At 70.6% G+C, this 18,276-nt stretch carries 12 protein-coding genes; 10 read left to right on the forward strand and 2 right to left on the reverse strand.

Annotated elements, in window-relative coordinates; genetic code table 11:
* Positions 1 to 296: 296 nt before the first annotated feature.
* The 4 genes from nhaA (at position 297) to ACTWP8_RS09670 (ending at position 7,131) form a co-directional block, all read left to right on the forward strand.
* Entirely contained in the window at positions 297 to 2,183 is a 1,887-nt protein-coding gene (gene nhaA / locus ACTWP8_RS09655) for a Na+/H+ antiporter NhaA (protein WP_443321726.1), read from the forward strand.
* Positions 2,184 to 2,533: 350 nt separating this feature from the next.
* Complete coding sequence (locus ACTWP8_RS09660) at positions 2,534 to 4,612, forward strand: M4 family metallopeptidase (protein ID WP_443321727.1); 2,079 nt, start codon at positions 2,534 to 2,536, stop codon at positions 4,610 to 4,612.
* Positions 4,613 to 4,757: 145 nt separating this feature from the next.
* Positions 4,758 to 6,401, forward strand: a complete 1,644-nt coding sequence (locus ACTWP8_RS09665; protein WP_443321728.1) for a sensor histidine kinase — start codon at positions 4,758 to 4,760, stop codon at positions 6,399 to 6,401.
* A complete protein-coding gene (locus ACTWP8_RS09670; protein WP_443321729.1) occupies positions 6,328 to 7,131 on the forward strand; it encodes a response regulator in 804 nt (267 codons plus the stop codon). Before ACTWP8_RS09665 ends, ACTWP8_RS09670 begins: the two co-directional genes overlap by 74 nt.
* 33 nt (positions 7,132 to 7,164) lie before the next feature.
* On the opposite strand, the gene ACTWP8_RS09675 is transcribed toward ACTWP8_RS09670, so the two are convergent.
* Complete coding sequence (locus ACTWP8_RS09675) at positions 7,165 to 9,954, reverse strand: AAA family ATPase (RefSeq protein ID WP_443321730.1); 2,790 nt, start codon at positions 9,952 to 9,954, stop codon at positions 7,165 to 7,167.
* A gap of 172 nt (positions 9,955 to 10,126) precedes the next feature.
* Between ACTWP8_RS09675 and ACTWP8_RS09680 the strand changes: the two genes are divergently transcribed.
* The 6 genes from ACTWP8_RS09680 to ACTWP8_RS09705 all read left to right on the forward strand — a co-directional run bounded on the left by ACTWP8_RS09680 (position 10,127) and on the right by ACTWP8_RS09705 (position 17,161).
* Positions 10,127 to 10,744: a TetR/AcrR family transcriptional regulator gene (locus tag ACTWP8_RS09680; protein ID WP_443321731.1), complete on the forward strand. Its 618-nt coding sequence runs from the start codon at positions 10,127 to 10,129 to the stop codon at positions 10,742 to 10,744.
* 485 nt (positions 10,745 to 11,229) lie between these two features.
* Complete coding sequence (locus ACTWP8_RS09685) at positions 11,230 to 12,192, forward strand: hypothetical protein (RefSeq protein WP_443321732.1); 963 nt, start codon at positions 11,230 to 11,232, stop codon at positions 12,190 to 12,192.
* 81 nt (positions 12,193 to 12,273) lie between these two features.
* On the forward strand, positions 12,274 to 12,759 hold the full coding sequence (locus tag ACTWP8_RS09690) for a DoxX family protein (RefSeq protein ID WP_443321733.1): 486 nt from the start codon (positions 12,274 to 12,276) through the stop codon (positions 12,757 to 12,759).
* 379 nt (positions 12,760 to 13,138) lie between these two features.
* A complete protein-coding gene (locus tag ACTWP8_RS09695) occupies positions 13,139 to 13,738 on the forward strand; it encodes a universal stress protein (RefSeq protein ID WP_443321734.1) in 600 nt (199 codons plus the stop codon).
* Positions 13,739 to 13,812: 74 nt separating this feature from the next.
* Positions 13,813 to 16,521, forward strand: coding sequence for a bifunctional acetate--CoA ligase family protein/GNAT family N-acetyltransferase (locus tag ACTWP8_RS09700; protein ID WP_443321735.1), 2,709 nt, complete (start codon positions 13,813 to 13,815; stop codon positions 16,519 to 16,521).
* A gap of 127 nt (positions 16,522 to 16,648) precedes the next feature.
* Positions 16,649 to 17,161: a flavodoxin domain-containing protein gene (locus tag ACTWP8_RS09705; RefSeq protein ID WP_443321736.1), complete on the forward strand. Its 513-nt coding sequence runs from the start codon at positions 16,649 to 16,651 to the stop codon at positions 17,159 to 17,161.
* 739 nt (positions 17,162 to 17,900) lie between these two features.
* Here ACTWP8_RS09705 and ACTWP8_RS09710 read toward each other — a convergent pair.
* Positions 17,901 to 18,134: a hypothetical protein gene (locus ACTWP8_RS09710; protein ID WP_443321737.1), complete on the reverse strand. Its 234-nt coding sequence runs from the start codon at positions 18,132 to 18,134 to the stop codon at positions 17,901 to 17,903.
* Positions 18,135 to 18,276 lie beyond the last annotated feature (142 nt).

Below are 18,276 nucleotides of genomic sequence, written 5' to 3' on the forward strand. Positions count from 1 at the left end.
GTCCGCACGCTTCTCCTGGGTGGCCGTCGACGATGTCGGCCAGGGAGCCTGGTACGGGAACGACGCATCTACGTGATCACGACCGCAGGAGGCCCCTCCCGTCAGGGCCAGGTCTTCGAACTCGACCCGGCCACCGATGAGTTTCAGGTGCTGTTCGCCTCGCCCGGCTCCGATGTCCTCAACGCAGCACCGCGCGGCCACGCGCCCGCGGGCCCACGGGCGCAGGCTCCGGACCGCCCGGAGCGACGAGGTCATCGGGCCGCGCAGAGGCGCCGGTCAGCAGGGAGAATTGCGGGGTGACACAACCATCGGCGACTCCGCGTTTCTCCGGCCAGACCGTGTGCGGCGACCACATGCGGACCCCCTTGCGCGATTTCCTGAGGACCGAGACCGGCAGTGCGGCCGTGCTGCTGGCCGCGGCGATCGCCGCGCTCACCTGGGCCAATCTCGGCCCGTCGGCGTACGAGTCCTTCTGGCAGACGCATCTTTCCGTCCGTATCGGGACCGCAGGCGTGTCGCTGGAGCTCCGCGAGTGGGTCAACAGCGGGCTGATGACGCTGTTCTTCTTCGTCCTCGGTCTCGAGGCGCGCCGCGAGTTCGACATGGGCGAGCTGCGCGAACGGCGGCGGGTCGCGCTGCCGCTGCTCGCCGGCCTCAGCGGGATGATCGTCCCGGTCGCGATCTATCTCGCCGTCAACGCGGGCCAGTCGTCCGTGCACGGCTGGGGAGCCGCGATGTCCACGGACACCGCGTTCGCCCTCGGCATTCTGGCGCTGCTGGGGTCCCGCTTCCCCGAGGGGCTGCGCGCCTTCATCCTCACCGTCACCGTCGTCGACGACTTCGTCGCTCTGGGCGTCATCGCGATCGCCTACAGCGATCGCATCGACCTGCAGGCACTCCTGATCGGCCTCGGGATCTTCGGCGTGATCCTGCTCATCCGGGCAGGCGGGGTGCGCCGGGGACCGGTGTACGCGGCGCTCGGGGTGGCTGCGTGGCTGGCCTTCCTGGAGTGCGGAGTCGATCCCATCGTCGTCGGCCTTGCGATGGGGCTGCTGACCTACGCGTACCCGGCGGCTCGCAGCGATCTCGAACGCGCAAGCGGCCTGTTCCGGTTGTTCCGCGAGCAGCCGACACCGGAGCTCGAGCGTTCCGTGCGCGCCGGGCTCGCCTCCACGATCTCCCCGAACGAGCGGCTGCAGCGGATGTACCACCCGTGGACCAGCTACGTCATCGTTCCGCTGTTCGCCCTGGCCAACGCGGGGATCGCCTTGAGCGGCGACCAGCTGGCCGGGGCCTTCGGCTCGCCGGTCACGCTGGGCATCCTGTTCGCCTTCCTGGTGGGGAAGCCGATCGGCATCCTGGGCGTCTCGTGGCTGACCACCCGGTTGAGCCGGGGCAGGCTGCGGCCGCAGGTCGGCTGGGGCGCGATTGCGGCCGGCGGCACGATGGCCGGTGTGGGCTTCACCGTGTCGCTGCTGATCGCGACCCTCGCCTTCGACGGCGACCGGCTCGAGGAGGCGAAGATCGGCATCCTCAGCGCGGTGGTCTGCGCCTTCGCCGCCACCTGGGCGGTCACCCTGGTGATCAGGGCACTCCCCAAGCCCGTGCGGGTGCGTTCGCTGCTCGGCACGGCCAAGACCATCGTCGACCTGGAGGCACCGGTCGACCCCGACCGCGACCACGTACGCGGCCCCCTCGACGCGCCGGTCACGCTGGTCGAGTACGGAGACTTCGAGTGCCCCTACTGCGGCCAGGCTGAGCCCGTCGTCCGCGATCTGCTCGCAGACTTCGGGGACCTTCGCTACGTCTGGCGGCACCTGCCGCTGAACGATGTCCATCCGAACGCTCAGCTGGCGGCCGAGGCGTCGGAGGCCGCCGCCGCCCGGGGCGCCTTCTGGGAGATGCACGACCTGCTGCTCGACCATCAGGGTGCCCTGCGGATCCCCGATCTGGTGCGCTACGCCGAGGAGATCGGCCTGGACACCGAGCGTTTCCGCGAAGATCTGCGGGCGCGCGTCGGTGCCGCCCGGGTGGCGGAAGACGTCGAATCCGCCGACCTCAGCGGAGTGTCGGGGACACCGACGTTCTTCATCAACGGCCGACGGCATCACGGCGCGTACGACATCGCCGGCCTCTCCGCGGCCGTCCGCGCGGCCCGGGAACGTACGGCGCTGGTGCCATAAGACGTCCCTCGCTCCGGTGAGGGCAGGCCGCCGGGGCACGGCGCCGCCCTCACAGCGAGCATCATCGCCCAGGCGCGCGCCTCCGTTGCCACCACCGACGCTTTAGTTGTCCGGAGGCTCCTCCCTCAGGCCGATCCCTGAGACGTTCGTCGGTCCTTGAATTCCTCTCACCTCACCCGGTACGGGCGGCCATCGGGTCCCCTGGCGGCTGACCGCCGCGCCGATGGCCGCCACCGGTCTGAGCGCTCGAGCGCCCCCAGTGCCGGGCTCCATTACCCCACGGATGCAAAGGACTTCTCGTGACAAGACGACGACGTGCTCCCCTTCACAGGAGGCCCACGCCTCTCATCGTGGCCATAGGACTGGTGGCCTCCCTCGCCACCGTCATAACGGTCAATGCGTCCGCCGATCCGCCGGATCCACGGGCGTCGGACTTACGCGTACTGGCCTACGAGGCGCTCAAGAGCGATCCCGCCCAGACGCACTACGCGCGCGGCCAGACATTCCGTACGCGGTCCATCGAGCAGGACGACAACGGCGACCGGCACATCCGGATGGACCGGTACTACCGGGGCCTGCCGGTCATCGGCGGCGACCTCGTTCTGCACATGAGCAAGGGTGGCGGGCTGAAGAGCACCAGCCAGACGCTCACGGAGGCGCCTGACCTCGGCACCGATCCCGCACTCTCCGTCGAGGAGGCGTGGAAGCGGGCGTTCAGGCACACGCCCGTGCGGGAACGAGCGCAGGGCGGGGCGGTCAAGAAGAGCTCGGCCGCAGCCGGCCCGGGCAAGGACGCCGCCCGTGCCGCGCGTGCCGGTTCCCGGCTCGTCGTGTGGGCGGGGAAGAAGAAGCCCCGGCTCGCCTACGAGAACGTCATCCGGGCAGTCCGCGCCGACGGCACTCCCGCCCAGGTGCACACGTACGTCGAGGCGGAGAACGGGAAGGTTCTGGGAACCCGGGATCGGTATCTGCACGAGCAGGGGACGGGCAACACCCTGTACAGCGGGCAGGTGGAGCTGGAGACAACCCCCGGCGAGCAGGGCGGGTTCGAGCTCAGGGACGACTCGCGCGGCGGGCTGACCACCCTGGACGCCAACAACGGGTGCGTTCAGGGGGATCCGCTGTGCGAGACCGGTGCGGGCGGCGGGTCCGGTAGCGATCAGAGCCAGGGCCCGAACAACGCATTCGAGGAAGGGGAGTTCTTCGAGGAAGAGGAGTTCTTCGAGGAAGAGGGGGGCTTCGAGGAAGGAGGCTTCGAGGAGGAAGAGTTCTTCGAGGAGGAAGAGTTCTTCGAGGAGGAAGAGGTCTTCTTCGGCTTCGGTCCCCTGCCGGCAGTGCGGGGGAAGGCAGCCAAGTCATACTGTCTCGAGGGAGTTCCGGTCTGCTACGGATCGGGCCAGCAGGTCAGGCAGTTCGAGGGCGCTCCACCTCCGGGTGAGGATGGTGGCCAAGTTACGCCTCCGGGTGAGGACGATGGCCAAGTTCCGCCTCCGGGTAAGGGGGGCGACGGTGGTGAGGGCGCTCCGCCTCCGGGCGGAGGCGATGACCAGGGCGGTGGTGACGCCGACAATCCGCTGGGCATCCCTGGAGCCACCTCCATCGTCAGCGAGGACAACTCCTTCGGGACCGGAGACGCATCCGATCGCGACACCGTCGCAGCCGACATTCACCACGGAGCCTCCCAGGCCTCGGACTACTTCCAGGAGAAGTTCGGCCGCAACGGTTTCGGTGGTGACGGGCGAGGCCCGACCGTGTACGCGCACTACGGCGACGGTGTCACCAATGCGTTCGCCGACCCGGTGACCTTCAGCGCGGTCTTCGGTGACGGGGACGGCCAGAACGTCCAGCCGCTCACCGAACTCGACGTCGTCGCCCACGAGATGGCCCACCTGGTGACGCTGTCGAACAACGCCCTGTCCGGACCGGGCGAGGCCACGGCGCTCAACGAGTCCACGAGCGACATCTTCGGCGCCATGGCGGAGTTCTTCACCAACAACCCGGAGGACCCGCCGGACTTCGTACTTGGTGAGGGCCTGGAAGGCGACTCCCAGGAAAAGCTGTTGACGCGCTTCATGGACCAACCCTCCAAGGACGGAAGGTCGCCCGACTGCTTCTCATCCGACGTCGGCCAGCTCGAGCCGCACGACGCCGGCGGCGTGTCGAACCACTTCTTCTTCCTGCTGGCCAACGGCAGCGGTGAGTCGGAGTTCGGCAACAGCCCGACGTGCGACAACTCCCAGGTGAAGGGCATCGGAAGGGAAGCCGCCGAGCAGATCTGGTTCCGCGCCGTGACGACGTACTTCACCTCGGACACCGGCTTCCAGGACGCCCGGAAGGGCAGTCTGCAGGCTGCTGCCGACCTGTTCGGCCAGGACAGCACCGAGGCCCAGACCGTCGCCAAGGCGTGGGAGGCGGTGAACGTGAAGTAGCGGGCCGAATGGGGCTGATGGCCCCATGGCGCCGTACGGCCGGGGGTACCGTCGAGCGGATCGACGGTACCCCCGGCCCCCGCGCCTGCCCGGCAACGGTCGGGCTCCGGCGTGACAGCAAGTCGTCAGGGAGGACGGACGGCCCATGGCAGTCGGCATCAGGAAAATCCGGGCGTCCGTGGCGCGGGCGGAAGCACTGCTCACCAGGCCACGCGCGCGGCGATCCCGGCACCGGCGGGAGCGAGGCCCGGGGCGGCCGACGATCAGCCGGGGCCTGGCGATCGATACCGGGCTCGCGGTGGCCGCGATCGTTTACAGCCTTCTCCAGTCGCTGCTGTTCCTCCCGCTCTCGCTCGTGGCCTACGGGGAGCCCGATGCGGCACCCTCCGGTTTCCTCCTCGTGGTGGTCACCACCGCGGAGATCACGGCCGCCCTCTCCGTCCTCATCCGCCGCCGGCTCCCCCTGGTCCTGGCCGCGACCTCCCTCACCGATCTGTGGCTGGGGGGCTCAGGAGTCACCTATCCGCTGGCGATCTACACACTGGTCGTACGCGGGCGGACCCGCTGGGCGGTCGCGGTCGGCCTGGCCGGGGCGACCGTGCCGCTTCTGGACTTCCTGCTGATCACCGGCGAACGACCCCCCGTGCCGCTGTTCGTCCAGGACACGGCGCTGGACTACCTGCTCCCCATGCTCATCGCTCCGGCGCTGGTGGCCACGACGGTCCGCACGCACCGCGCTCTCATTCACAGCCTCCGGCGCAGGGCGGAACAACTCCAGCGGGAGCAGGAACTGGCCACGCGCAACGCCCGGTTGGAGGAGCGCGCGCGGATCGCCCGGGACATTCACGACGTGGTCGCCCACTATGTGGGGCTGATGGTCATCCAGTCAGGAGCCCTGGAAGTCGGCACTGCGCAGGAGTCCGAGGCGCACAAGAGCGCCCGACTCCTCGGCGACCTGGGGCGGCGCGCGATGGGTGAACTCCGGGACCTTCTGGACGTGCTGCGCTACGAGGACGGGCAGGGGCACGACGGGTACGGAGACGGGCCCCGCGGGGGAGAGGGCGAGATGTCGGCCGCTTCGGAAGCCACAGGCGCGGAAGCGTGGCGGAAAGACGTCGCCGCTCTGGTGAACGAAGTCCGGCGCGCGGGCGTACTAGCAACGTGGCAGGTCAGCGGAGAGCCCGAGAGAGCCGGCGCGGCGGCGCTGCGGGCCGCCTACCGCGTGATCCAGGAGGGGATCGCGAACGCGGTACGGCACGCGCCCGGCGCCGAGGTCCGTGTGTCGGTCGCGGCGTCCGCGCAGAGCCTGGAGATCAGCGTCCGCAACGGGCCGCCTGCCGAGCCAGTGGGCGCCCCGGTCGAGCCGCGCGCCCCGGTCGACCCGCGTGCCCTGGTCGACCCGCGTGCCCCGGGCGGTCCGATGTCCGTGTCGACGACAACGGGTGGCGGACATGGCCTCATCGGGATACGCGAGCGGGTGTCCCTGCTGGGGGGAGCCGTGCGGGCGCATGCGACGCCGCAAGGCGGCTTCAGCCTGACCGCCCGTATTCCGGCCACGCCGGCAACGTCGGCTGGGCCGACCGCCGAGTCCGCCACCGCTCTCGCCGCCACCGCCAGCACCGGTGCGACCGGCAGCTCGTGGAGTGCTGCGAAGTCCGGCGCGGCGGAGTCCAATGTTGCGGAGTTCCCAGGTTCCGTTCCTTCCGGAGAGCCCGATGATCCGGGTCCTGCTGGCGGACGACGAGCTGCTGGTGCGTCAGGGCATCCGTCTGGTGCTGGAATCGGATGACGAGATCGCCGTCGTCGCCGAGGCCACCGACGGCTCGCAGGCCGTCGACATCGCTCGCCGGCACCACCCGGACCTCGCCATCGTCGACATCCGTATGCCCGGGTTGGACGGGCTGGCCGCAGCCCGCGAACTGGTCCTGCTCCCGCGGCCGCCGCGTGTGATCATGCTGACGTCCTACGCCCTGGACGAGTACCTCTTCGCCGCCCTCGAAGCCGGCGCCGACGGCTTCCTGGTCAAGGACGTCTCGCCGCACGACCTGCTGAGCGCCGTCAAAGTCGTCGTGGGCGGCGACGCGATCATCTCCCCGTCGATGACCCGCTCGCTGATCCAGCGTTTCACCCTCCCCGCCGCCCGGCAGGTCTCCGGCTCCGAGGACCGTTTGCGTGCCCTCCCCGAGGAGCAGCGCACCATCCTCGCCCTGCTCGCCCAGGGCCGCTCCAACGCCGAGATAGCCGCATGCCGTGGCCTGACCGAATCCCAGGTCAAGACCCAGGTCAGCCGGATCCTCCGGCTGCTCCGCCTCAGCAACCGCGTCCAGGCGGCGATCCTCGCGTACTCCGCGGGCCTGTCGCACCAGCCGTCGGCGGCTCAGGCACCACAGGCACCACAGGCACCACAGACACCTCAGGCTCAGGCACCTCAGGCTCAGGCACCTCAGGCACAGGCCCCTCAGACACCTCCAACCCGCCCCGGACGAGGTGTCGCGCGACCTCGACCCCTCGGCCGCTGACCGTCCGCGGCGCCGCGCCTCCCCGCGTACGGTTCACTCGCCGTGCCCGTTCCCCGACGCGAACAAGCGGATCAGATCCGCGCGCGAGGTCATGCCGAGCCGCTCGAAGATGCGGCGCAGGTGGTAGTCGATGGTGCGGGGGCTCAGGCAGAGCCGGGCGGCCACCTCCTTGTTCGTCGCACCCCCGGCCACCAGCCGTACGATCTGGCGTTGACGTGAGGTCAGACTGCGTGCCGCGCCGACCGGCTCAGGGCCGTCCGGCCCCGTGGCCCGCCCGTCGTCACCTCCGGCCCGTAGTTCGGCTCGGGTCCGGTCCAGCCACAGCCGTGCCCGGTAGCGCCGGAAGACCTCTGCCGCCTCACGGAGTTGGACCCGGGCGTCCCCGCGCCGGCGCTCCCGGTTGAGGTACTCGCCGTAGAGCAGAGCGGTACGGGCCCGCTCGAGTTCGCGATCCCCGCTCCGGTGCAGGCGCAGGGCATGCCGGAAGTGTGTTTCGGCGTCGTCGGCTTGCAGGAGCGCGCGGCAGCGTGCCGCCAGGGCGGCCGGCCATTCCCGGCCGGTCGCCTCGGCCCATCGCGTGAAGGTGGCCGCGGCCCGCTCGGCCCGGGACCGGTGGCCCGCCCGGACGGCCGCCTCCACGTATGTGGGCACGGCCTCGATCGCAATGCCCGGGTGTCCCAGCCTGGTACGGGCGAGCCGGTGCAGCTTGGCGGCCGCCTCGGCCCAGTCTCCCGAGGCGAGGTCGAGCTGGGCCAGGCCCCACAGGCCGAGAGCGGAGGCGAGCCCCACGCCGTGTGCCGCCGCTTCGTCGATGACACGGTCGGCGTACTGCTGGCACACCTCGGCGTCACCGGCGAGCCCGGCTGCGAGCATCAGCATGCCCATGAGGTTGCGGGCGCAGTTGAGTTGGCCCGTCTCGCGGGCGAGCCGCAGCGCCTCGGTGGCGGTGAGCGCTGCGGTGTCCGGTCCGCTCAGCCAGCACTCCGGGTAGGCGAGGTACTGCATGGCGTGCGCCATCGTGGGAGTGTCGCCCGCCGCGCGCGCCAGCGTCACCGCGCGTGAAGCGAGCGCACGCGCGCGGGTGTCGTCGGCGGCGAACAGCGCACCGTGGGCAGCCCAGGCGAGGAGCAGCGGATCGTTCACCCGCGCGGCTGCGTCAAGTCCCTTGCGCAGCCGGGCCACCCCTGAGGGCAGCCGTCCCTGGAAGGAGTCGGCGACCCCGAGGAGAAAGTCGGCGGCGAACCCGACCTCCGCCTGATCCGGCCCCGGTGTGCCGTCGAGCAGGGCCAGCGCACGCCTGCCTGCCCGTATCGGCAACGCGGCGCTTCCCGCGTACAGACCCGCCTCCCCGGCGGCGACGAGGGCTTTGACGGCGAGCGATGGGTTGTCGCGGGCGAGTGTGTCCGCGGCGGCCACCAGCAGGTCGTAGGCATCGGACGCCGCGGTGTGGTGCAGGGAGATCACGCCCTGCAGATAGGCCATGCGTCCCCGCAGGGACGTCTGGTCCGCACCGACCAGGGTTCCCGCGCGCTCCAGCAGCCGGGCCGCGCGCCGCAGCCGCCCGGCCCGCCTGCTGCAGTCCGCCGCGGTGACCAGGCGGCGTCCCCGGCGGCCGTCATCGCCGGTCAGTTCGGCCGAGCGTTCCATCAGTGCCGCGGCGCGCGCGTGTTCGCCGTGCTGCCGGGCCCGGGCCGCCTGGCGTTCCAGATCGTCGGCCAGCCGGGCGTTCGTCTCCGACAGCAGGGCCGCCTCGTGCCAGCAACGACGATCGTCGTCGGCTTCGGCGAACGCCCGCGCCAGAACCTCGTGGGCCCAGTGCCGTTCGGCCAGACCGACACCGTGATAGACAGCCCGGCCGAGGTCGGGGTGACGGAAGAGCACCGAGGTCGCCGACAACGTGACCAGCCCGGCGTCCTCGGCGGGTTGCAGCGCCGCCGGGTCGATGCCCGCCCGTCCGGCCATACGGAACAGGGAGATGGGCTTCAGGTGCGGTTCGGCAGCCAGCAGCAACAGCAGCCGCCGGCAGTCGCCGGGAAGCCGGCGGAACCGAGCGAGCCGGATGTCCGTGAGCCGGGGTACGAGGGGCAGGGGATCGGGCAGTTGGGCGGGCTGGCTCAGCTGCGCCGGGGTCAGTGTCCGTAACAGTTCCAGCAGGACGAGGGGATTGCCTCCGGCCGTATGGACGAGGACCTCGCGTACGGCGGGCGCGACCGGCGAGGGCTGATGCTCCGTGATCAACCGCAGGCAGTCGAGGTCGCTCATGCCTGTCAGGTGCACCACCGGCACACCCGGCAGGAGCGCGGACCCCTCGCCGTCCGTGCCGGCCAGGATCAGTACGCGCGCGGAGCTGATCCTGCGGGCCACGAAACCCAGGGCGTACCGGGACTCGGCGTCGGCCCAGTGCAGGTCGTCGACGCTGATCAGCACGGGACGTCTGTCACCGGCGCTCACCAGCAGCCCCAGCACCGCGTCGGCGACGAGCAACCGCTCGCGGGGCGGTGGGATGCGCCCGAGCAGCACCCGCTCCAAGGCCTCCCGGGAGACCGGCGGGAGGCGGCGCAGGCAGGCGGTCAGCGGCCGGACCAGCCGCTGTACCACTCCGTACGCCAGGGTCTCCTCCGTACGCACCCCGTCGGCGCGGATCGTGTGGAAGTCGTGCGCCAGGCGGGACGCGTGCCGGATCAGGGCGGTCTTGCCGATCCCCGGATCTCCGGTCAGCAGCAGAGCACCGCCGCGTGCTCCGCGGCAGGCTTCGACGCTGTCCGCGAGCCGGCGGCACTCGGTGCGTCTGCCGATGACTGATTGCTCCGTGCCGTACGTCACGAGCGCGTGCCTTCCAACTCGACGCCCCGGCAAGAATAATGATTATTCTTCGGCTGCTGTGCAACCGTTGGGACGGAATCACCTCGGCCGGGGGCGGCATCCCAACGGCCGCAGCCCGGCAGCCCCCGCCGCCTGAGGGCAGCCGTCACCGCCGCCCGGCTACGCTGGGTCCGTGGCAGAGCCCGATTCTCTCTCAAGGCCGTCCAGTCCTGTGATCCGCGACCGGCTGATCGAAGCGGCAGTCCAGGAATTCGGCGAGCAGGGTTACGACCGAGCCCGGGTGCAGGACATCGCCCGCCGCGCCGGGCTCTCGACCGGAGCCATCTACGGCAACTTCCGCAACAAGGCCGACCTGCTCGCCGAGGCCGTCGACTACGGCCTGGCGGCCGCGTCGCGGAAGCTCGGCCAGGCAATGGACCGCGGTGCCGCCGCCGCCGACGTTCTCGAACTGATCACTACCGGCCTCTCCGATCCACACCGGCGCATGTGGGCGCCTCTGATGAGCGAAGCGCTCGCCGCCGGGCGGCGGGACGGCGAGGTCGCGCGCCGAGTCCACGCCGCTCTGCACCGGGCGGAGACCGAGCTCACGGAGCTGGTCGCAGGTGCCCAACGGGACGGCTCGTTCACCGCTGACATCGATGGGGCGGCCCTGGCCCGCATGGTGCTCTGTGTGTCCATAGGCGTGGACGTTCTCGAGGCCCTGAACGTGAAGAGTCCGGACCGCAACGCATGGGCCTCTTCCATGCACCGTCTGTTCGCCGGCCTGGCCGCGCATGGGTCTAACCGCTGATCGGCTGCAGGACAGCGACGGCGCTCACCGGTGGCACGGCCGCGGATCGGCGAAGTCACCAGTGTTGTCGCGGCCAGGCCGGCCCATGGCGCAATAAAGAATGCAGGTCAGCCACTCAGCGGCGTATTTCCTGAATCTCCTGCCATTTGAGGTCTGTTGACACGGGAAACGCCGGACGCCACTCTGCGGTGCACCAAAGCAAGGGCAGGTCGGTGACCCGGCAGCATTCGACACGGCCCACCGGCCGTCGTCGACATGGGAACCCGGCACCGGCACGGAATGCACGCCCTCGGCGTATTCGGCTATCGGGTCGGACGAAGTGACCTTCCGGCAACTCGAGCCGAATGGCAGCACATTCCGCCTTCCGTTGCCTTGAGGCTTGGACCGCCTTGGGCCGCCCGCCTCCGCGCGCCGGTCCAACAGATCTGCACAGCCCATCTGCACAGCCCACGTCATGACGTCCTGAACCGCAAGGAGGAAAAACCGTGTCTCTGCGCAGCCTTCCGCTCATTTCCGTCACCATGGCCACCGCATTAGCGGTCGGCGCACCACAGGCCGTCGGCGCCGCCGGCCCCGCGCCGGCCGACCGGGAGACCGCCCCGACCCAGCAGGCCTCCGCCCCGCAGACCACCACCGTGCGGTACGGGCCGTTCACCATCCCCGCCGCGACCGAGGACGACCACGGCACGACCCACAACCGCATCAAGTTCAACATCCAGAAACCGTGCGACAACTGCTTCATCACGGGCTTCAAGCCCAACCTCGTCTACGCGGACGGGTCGAACGCGAACGTCAACACCGGCCCGATGCTGCACCACGTGGTGCTGGGCACCCACAGGACACGCGACGTCGTGTGCAATGGTCCTCAGCGGATTTTCGCCTCCGGCAATGAGCGGGTGGAAAGCGTTCTGCCGTCCGGATACGGCTTCAAGGTCGGACGCGAGCGGTGGAACATGATCTACGACCTGATGAACCACGTGCCGCAGGAAAAGACGGTCTACATCTCCATCACGTTCACCCATGAGTCCGCAACCGGCTCCCGCCTCAAGCCGGTCACACCGATCTGGATGGACGCCGGCGGCTGCCTCGGCAGCGTGTACGACGCTCCCCAGGGCGTCAGTGAAAAGACCCGGCGGTGGCGCTCCACGATTTCCGGGAATCTCGTGCACATGCGCGGCCACCTCCACCACGCAGGCCACTCCGTGTGGACCGATAACCTCACCACCGGCGAGCCGCTGTGCACCATCGTGGCGGAGGAGGGCGGCAGCCCCGAGTTCATCGATCCCCACGGGCACACCGAGATCTCGGACATGCCGCCCTGCAGCGGCGAGCCCCTGGGCACGATCGAACGGGGTGACGTCCTGCAGATCACGAGCAGGTACGAAATCAACGGTCACTCGCACGACGGCGTGATGGGGATCATGGTCGGCTGGGTGGCCGAGAACTGATCCGCGCGGACGAAGAGGTGGGGGCGGCCCGGCGGTCCACCGGACCCGCCCCACCGACCACCACCGTCGAGAGGTGCACTCATGAACCTGGATCAGCTCCGCGGACCGGTGCTCTCGCTGTTCCGCATCGTCACGGGCTTTCTCTTCCTGCTCCACGGAATGGCCTCGCTGTTCGGCCTGTTCGGCGGCGCCCGCGGGAGCGGGCAGGCGGTCGAGTTCGGCACCTGGCCCAGTTGGTGGGCCGCGCTCATCCAGCTGGTCTGCGGCGGGTTCGTCTTCGCGGGGCTCCTCACCCGCACCAACGCGGCGATCGCATCCGGCTCGATGGCCTACGCCTACTTCGTGGTGCACCAGCCGGTTGCGCTGCTGCCCCTGGCCAACGGCGGCGAGCCGGCGGCCACGTACTGCTGGGCGTTCCTGCTCATCGCCGTCCTGGGACCGGGCAGCTGGGCCCTCGATTCACTGATCCGCCACTCCCGCGAACGGGCGGCGCCGGAGGGCGAGGCGGCGCGCCGTAGGTCATCCCGGATCTCCTGGACACCCTGGACCTCTTCAAGGAACGCCTGATCCGGCAGCAACGCGCGCGGGCCGAGGCTTTGCCTCGGCCCGCACACGTTGGGGATATGGAACGTGGAACGTGGGTCGTTCACGAGATCCGCTGCCCAGGGACAACGCATCCAATCGATCACGGACTTCCCGTCAGTCGCAAGATCACTCCCCGAGCATATGCATGCGCATGTTTCCTGGTCGCATGTCGGGGCCTGGTCCGGTGGGATCGATGCGGTGAAGCCCCGGGATGCCGGATGTGTACGTCCAGCGGACACGGGGCCGGATGGCCGGGGCAAGGGACCATCGGCCTCTCGGTCCCAACCGCGCCCGGGGGCACGCTGGGTGCCAGGGGCAGCAGAAAGCTGCGATCTGCCGCGTCGGACACGGAGGTATCCCCATGTCGCGCCCCATCACCGTCGGTCTGGACGGATCGCCCGAAAGCCTGGCCGCTGCCGACTGGGCTGCCGACGAGGCGATGCGGCGCCGCCTGCCGCTGCACCTGGTGCACGCCTGGATGCTGCCGCCACAGACGGCACGCGTCGCTCAGGAACCCGAGGTGCGCAGGCAGTGGTCGCTGCACATCCTCCGCGAGGCCGAAGCGGACCTGACGGCCCGGCACCCGGAGTTGGCCGTCTCCGCCGAGCAGGCGCCGGACACTGCCGTGGAGGCTCTCCTGGCCCGGAACGGGACCTCGGAGATGCTGGTGCTCGGCTCGCGGGGACACGGTGCCGTGACCGGATTTCTCCTGGGCTCCATCGGTATGCAGGTCCTTGCTCGGGCGAGGAACCCGGTGGTGATGGTTCGCCACGACGCCGAAGCGAATCCGAGCGCGCCGGTGGCGAGGTGGTCGTGGGGATCCATGACCTGGGGGAGCCGGCGAACTCGCTGCTTGAGTTCGCTTTCGCCGCCGCCTCGGCGCGACGGGCCCCGCTGCGTGCCGTACGGGCCTGGAATCTGCCGCCCCTCTCCGTGTACAGGCCGGAATCCCTGCGGCTGATCGGCCTTTACCGACCGTGGAAGTGCAAGGCCCGGAAACAGAGGGGTACCCGCCCCCGCAGAGAGGACGCGGCGATGGGAGCCACGACACACCCCCCGAGCGAGGTCCACGCTCTGCTTGCCGACGGCAGCACCGTCGCGATCCGGCGTGCACGCCCCGACGACCGGGGCGAGGTGCTGCGGATGCACGAGGGGATGTCGCAGGAGGATCTGCGGCTGCGGTTCTTCGGAGTGAATCCCCTCTATGCGCGCGAGGCGGCGGCACGTATCTGCGCGCCCGCACGCAGCGGCTATTGCGCTCTTGTCGCCGTGGCGAACGGGCGCGTGGACGGAGTCGCGGAGTACAGCGTCCATCCGGCGGGCAGGGACGAGTGGCCGTCCGCTGACATCGCACTCGCCGTCGCCGAGGGGCGGCACGGGCAGGGCATCGGCACGCTGCTGCTGGAGCACCTGGTGCACGCCGCGCGCGACGCGGGAATCCGGACCTTCACCGCCGACGCGCTCGCCGAGAACCACGCGGTCCTGCAGGTCTTCGCCGACCTGGGCCTGCGGACCTCCCGCCACTTCGAGGGCACGGAGGTCCGCTGCACTGTGCATCTGGAGGAGGACGAGCACTACCTCTCGGCCGTCGACGAGCGCGGCCGGATCGCGGATGTGGCGAGCTTGTATCCGCTGCTGCGCCCGCACTCCGTCGTGGTGGTCGGAGCCGGGCGGCGCCCGGGGTCCGTGGGACGCGCCGTGCTCAGAAATCTCCGCGCCGGCCGCTTCGGCGGACGGCTGCACGCGGTCAACCCGCATGCCCGTGCCATCGAGCGCACCCCGACGTATCCCTCGGTCGGCTCCCTGCCCTTCACGCCCGACCTCGCCGTACTCGCCGTGCCCGCAACTGCCGTGCCGGATACGGCGGAGGAGTGCGGCAAGCTGGGCGTCCGTGCGCTGGTCGTCCTGACCGCCGGGCTCGACCACGAGCAGGGCGCGGCGCTGCTCGCCACCTGCCGCCATTACGGCATGCGCCTGGTAGGCCCCAACTGCCTGGGCATCGCCCACACGGACGACACGGTCCGGCTCAACGCCACCTTCGCCGCCCACCGCCCGCTGCCCGGCAGGGCGGGCATCGCGGTCCAGTCCGGCGGCGTGGGCATCGCGCTGCTCGAGCGGTTCTCCCGGCTGGGCATCGGCGTCTCCAGCTTCGTCTCGCTCGGCGAGAAGTACGACGTCAGCGGCAACGACATGCTGCAGTGGTGGGAGTCCGACCCGGGCACAGACCTGGCCGTGCTGCACCTGGAGTCCTTCGGCAATCCACGGGCCTTCTCCCGTACGGCGCGACGCGTCGCCCGCAGCATGCCGGTCCTCACCGTGGACGCCGACCGTTCCGACGCCGGACGCCGCGCCGCCGCCTCCCACACGGCCGCGGCCGCCACCCCGACGATGACCCGGCAGGCACTGTTCACCCAGGCCGGGATCATCGCCACCCGCAGCATCGGCGAACTCGTCGACACCGCCGCCTTGTTGCGTACCCAGCCGCTCCCCGCGGGGCCGAGGATCGCAGTGGTCAGCAACGCCGGCGGGGCCGGGGTACTCGCCGCGGACGCGTGCGTCGAGGCGGGGCTGACCGTGCCTGGCTTCGACGACCAGCTCATCCGCGAGCTGCTCGCCGACCTGCCGCCCGGTGCTGCTGCGGCCAACCCCGTGGATGCCACGCCCGCGGTGACCGCCGAGCAGATGCGCGCCTGTGTGGACCGGCTCGCCGCCGACGCAGCCGTCGACGCGGTGCTGGTGGTGCTCGTCCCCACCGCGCTGGCCACGGGAAGCGGCGACGACCCGCTGCAGGCCCTCACCGGCGCGTCAGGGCGGCGCACCCGGCCCGTGGCCGCGGTCCTCCTCGACCAGGACACTCCCGTACGGCTGCTCACGACCCCTGACGGCCCGGCGATCCCCGCCTACGCGGAGCCGCAGCAGGCCGCCCGTGCCCTCGCACACGCTGCCCGCTACGCCTCGTGGCGCGCCGAACCCCCTGGCAGCGTCCCGCCGCTTCAGGAAATCGACCTGGCAGGGGCGGCGGCGGTCGTCGAGGAGTACCTCGCGGCGCACCCCGAGGGCGGCTGGCTCGATCCGCGGGCCTGCGCCGCGCTGCTCGGCCGTTACCGCATTCCGCAACTGCCGTGGGCCTGGGCCGAGGACGAGGACGCCGCCGCACGGGCCGCCCGGAACCTGGCAGGCCCCGACGGGCGAGTGGCCCTCAAGGCGTACTGGCCCGGCCTGGTGCACAAGAGCGAGCAGGGCGCGCTGCGCCTCGACCTGGAAGGGGAGGATCAGGTCCGCCAGGCCTACCTGGACCTGCGGACCCGCTTCGGCGATGTCATGACCGGAGCTCTCGTACAGCCCATGGCGCGGCGCGGGACCGAGCTGTTCGCGGGTGTCGTGCGGGACGAAGTCTTCGGCCCCTTGGTGCTGTTCGGCCTCGGCGGCACCGCCACCGAGGTACTCGCCGACCACGCGGCCCGGCTCGCCCCGCTCACCGACCGCGACGTGCACGCACTCATCACGTCACCGCGCTGCGCCCCGCTGCTCTTCGGACACCGCGGTGCTGCCGACGCCGTCGATCTGGAAGGCCTCGAGCAGCTGCTGTTGCGACTGTCCCGGATGGCCTGCGATCTGCCGCAGCTCGCCGAGGCCGACCTCAACCCGGTCGTGGCCCGACCGGACGGCATCGTGGCGCTCGACGTCGGGATCCGCCTCCTGCCGCGCCACGCCCACGACCCCTACCTGCGCCGACTGCGCTGAGTCAGGCAGAGCAGAGGAACCCCTTTGGAATCGGCGCCGAGCGACCGGCCCGGCGGTGGTCGACGATAGGAGATGAGGCCGCCGTCGCCCGTCGGCGGCGGCCACCGATCATCATGCGGAGGTGGACATGAACCCGCAGCGTGTGCTCGTCGCGTACGGCACGAAGAGCGGTTCCACTGCTGAGATCGCCGAGTGGATCGGTGAGTCGCTGCGTGAGTCCGGCCTGGATACCGAGGTGCGGTCCGCGGCCGAGGTCCGCGATCTCGAAGGTTACGACGTCGTCGTTCTGGGCGGGGGCCTCTACGCGGGCCGTTGGCAGCGGGATGCGACTCGCTTCGCCCGCCGTCACCACAAGGCTCTCGCCACGCGTCCGGTGTGGCTGTTCAGCAGCGGCCCACTGGACTCGTCGGCCAACGAGCGCGACATCCCTCCGGCACGGGGCGTGGCCCGGATCGTCAAGCGGCTGGACGCCCGTGAGCACATCACTTTCGGCGGCAGGCTCCAGGAGGGGGCCAAGGGCTGGATCGCCCGTCAGATTGTCAGGTCCGGCAAGGGCGGCGACTTCCGTGACCCGGAGCGCATCCGCGCCTGGGCACGCGGAATCGCAGTCGAAATTGCCAAGGAAAGATCGGCCATCTGACTGGAGACTCCCGCGAATGTCGACGGCTGTTCGCGCTTCGAGGCGGGCTCAACCCATTCCTGGCCGATCAGCTCCCGCACGGCCCGCATGGCTGCCAGCCGCGCATGACGGTCGCTCGTCGCAGTCATGAGTCGCCTCGCAGAAGTGATGCCGCTTTCTCGGCCGGGACATCCGTGAGGAAGGGCAGGATGCGGGACAGGCCGTGGAGGGTGCGGACGCCTGCGGCTGCCTGGATGACCGTGATCGGAAGACGAGCTTCGAAGAGGTCGGCCAACCATGTCGAGCGCAGGCGGCCCATGACCAGACGCAAGTACGCCTTGGCTCCTTCGCCGACGCGGCTCCACCCCGGGAATGGGCCCGGCCTCGGCTCGGCGGTGCCCTTCGTCGTCTACGCCCCAAAGGAGACAAGAAAGGAGACAAGCGCCGTTGTGCGGAGAGCCACCGTCCGAGGACAGTTGTCGACGATCACGCAATTCCCCGGCTCTAGGAGACTGAGCGTCACGTAATTCCCCATCCTCGCGACCAGGAGTCCCCATGGGGACGGCAACCCGGCTACCTCGGCACCTGGAAGGCGATGAGAAGGCCGCCCACGCGGCCGAAGAGCAGGCCGAGGAGGATGCCGATGAGGGCGTAGGTGAGGGCGATCAGCACACTGGCGGCGATTTCGCGCGGTCAGGGCCAGCAGGGCTGCGGCCGTGGCAAGCAGCGCGAGTACCAGGCCGGTGGCCAGTGCGGGCGGCTACCAGCCGGGAGGGCGCCAGCCCGGCCAGGACCAGGCGGCGGTCGACCGCGCGGGCAGCGCGCATCTGGAAGTACATGGCGATCGCGGCGATGAACCGGCGGCCCAGCCGGCGGTGGCGGTCTGCACCGCCGGCCCGCCGGGGCCGCCGAGCAGCTCGGCAGCATCCGCCATCGGCTCGGCAGCCACCACCACGAACACCACCGGCACCAGGATCAGCACCAGCAGGTTCACCGGGGTACGGGCGGCCTCGGCCAGGAACTGAGCGCTTCAGTTGCCGGGTCAGCGGCTGAGTTGGCGAGCCTGAGCGCAACGGGCACGGTAGCGCTGGGGGAGGTGTCGGCCAGGGGTCCCCGGATGCCCCGGGAGGCCGCGG

This window comes from Streptomyces sp. 7N604 (genome assembly GCF_052245475.1).
Taxonomy (GTDB): domain Bacteria; phylum Actinomycetota; class Actinomycetes; order Streptomycetales; family Streptomycetaceae; genus Streptomyces.

What these genes read in the sequence shown, in the direction of transcription:
- ACTWP8_RS09670 (WP_443321729.1), top strand. Translation starts at nt 6,328, where the DNA reads ATGATCCGGGTCCTGCTGGCGGACGACGAGCTGCTGGTGCGTCAGGGC.
- ACTWP8_RS09695 (WP_443321734.1), top strand. Translation starts at nt 13,139, where the DNA reads ATGTCGCGCCCCATCACCGTCGGTCTGGACGGATCGCCCGAAAGCCTG.
- ACTWP8_RS09700 (WP_443321735.1), top strand. Translation starts at nt 13,813, where the DNA reads ATGGGAGCCACGACACACCCCCCGAGCGAGGTCCACGCTCTGCTTGCC.
- ACTWP8_RS09665 (WP_443321728.1), top strand. Translation starts at nt 4,758, where the DNA reads ATGGCAGTCGGCATCAGGAAAATCCGGGCGTCCGTGGCGCGGGCGGAA.
- ACTWP8_RS09690 (WP_443321733.1), top strand. Translation starts at nt 12,274, where the DNA reads ATGAACCTGGATCAGCTCCGCGGACCGGTGCTCTCGCTGTTCCGCATC.
- ACTWP8_RS09705 (WP_443321736.1), top strand. Translation starts at nt 16,649, where the DNA reads ATGAACCCGCAGCGTGTGCTCGTCGCGTACGGCACGAAGAGCGGTTCC.